The following is a 1,278-nucleotide window of genomic DNA, read 5'->3' as shown; positions in this document are numbered from 1 at the left end:
GCGCCGCGGGCCGCGCCGCCCCGGTCGAGGTGGCGGGCGCGCTGGCGCTGGACCTGACGCGCCAGACGGCCACGCTGCACGGCCGCCCCGTCGCGCTGACGCCGCTGGAATTCCGCTGCCTGGCCTATCTGGCGCTGAACCGCGACCGCCCGGTGCCGCCCCACGAACTGCTGGAACACCTGCACGGCGATGATGATTCGCGCGAACAGAACGCGCTGGAGGCCCTGGTGGCGCGCCTGCGCCGCAAGCTGGGCCCGGGCGTGATCGAGACGCGGCGCGGCTTCGGATATCTTCTGGCGGGCGGGTGAGGGCGCGGCGCGGATCCATCCGGCTGCGCCTGCTGGTGGCGGGGGCGGCGGGCATCGCGCTGGCCCTGCTGCTGGCGGCGGGGGGCCTGGCCCTGCTGTTCGACCGCCATGTCGAACGCGTCGCGGCGGGCGAGCTGTCGGACCGGCTGGAACACCTGGCCTCGGCCGCCGAGATCGGCGCGGACGGCGCCCTTGCCATGCCCGCCCCGCCGCGCGACCCGCTGTATCAGCGCCCCTTTTCCGGCCATTACTGGCAGATCGAGGCCCCCGCCGCCCGGCTGCGGTCCCGGTCGCTGTGGGATCACGTCCTGGCCCTGCCCCCCGGCGCGGACCGCACCTGGCAGGGCGAACTGACCGGCCCGCTGGGAGAGCCGCTTCTGGTCCTGGTGCGCCGCATCAGCCTGGCCACGCCAGGGGGCGATCTGCCGCTGCGCATCGCCGTCACCATGGACCGGGCCGACCTGGAAGGCGCGCGGGCGGCATTCCTGCGCGACCTGGCCCCCTATCTGACGCTTCTGGGCCTGGCGCTGGTGACGACGCTGGGGGTGGCCGTGACCGTGGCCCTGCGCCCGCTGTCGGCCATCCGGGACCGCGTGGCGGCGCTGGAGCGCGAACGCGAAGGCCGCATCGGCGCGGACATGCCCGCCGAGGTGCTGCCGCTCGCCCGCCAGATCGACGCCCTTCTGGACAACCGCGAGGCCGAGCTTGAGCGCGCGCGGCTGCGGGCGGGCGACCTGGCGCATGGGCTGAAGACCCCCCTGCAGGCCCTGCTGGGCGAGGCCGCGCGGCTGCGCAGGCAGGGGCTGTCCGACGCCGCGTCGGGCATCGAGGAGATCGCCCGCACCATGCACGCCCATGTGGACCGCGAACTGGCCCGGGCGCGGCTGGCCAGCGACGCGGGCCGCGCCCTGTGCGACGCGGTCGAGGTCGCGCGTTCGGTCGCGGCAGTCCTGCGCCGCACGCCCCAGGG

At 76.1% G+C, this 1,278-nt stretch carries 2 protein-coding genes; both read left to right on the top strand.

From position 1 onward, the window contains the following. On the top strand, window positions 1-308 hold a 308-nt coding region (locus JX613_RS19670; protein WP_207103164.1), incomplete at its 5' end, for a winged helix-turn-helix domain-containing protein. Then, window positions 305-1,278 (top strand): ATP-binding protein (locus JX613_RS20230; RefSeq protein ID WP_207103163.1); only part of this gene is annotated, 974 nt, incomplete at its 3' end. The genes JX613_RS19670 and JX613_RS20230, both read left to right, overlap by 4 nt.

The sequence above is a fragment of the Paracoccus shandongensis genome, assembly GCF_017315735.1.
GTDB classification, from domain to species: Bacteria; Pseudomonadota; Alphaproteobacteria; order Rhodobacterales; family Rhodobacteraceae; genus Paracoccus; species Paracoccus shandongensis.
The sequence above is the reverse complement of the archived record's forward strand: the minus strand, read 5'-3'. Positions and strand labels throughout refer to the sequence as shown.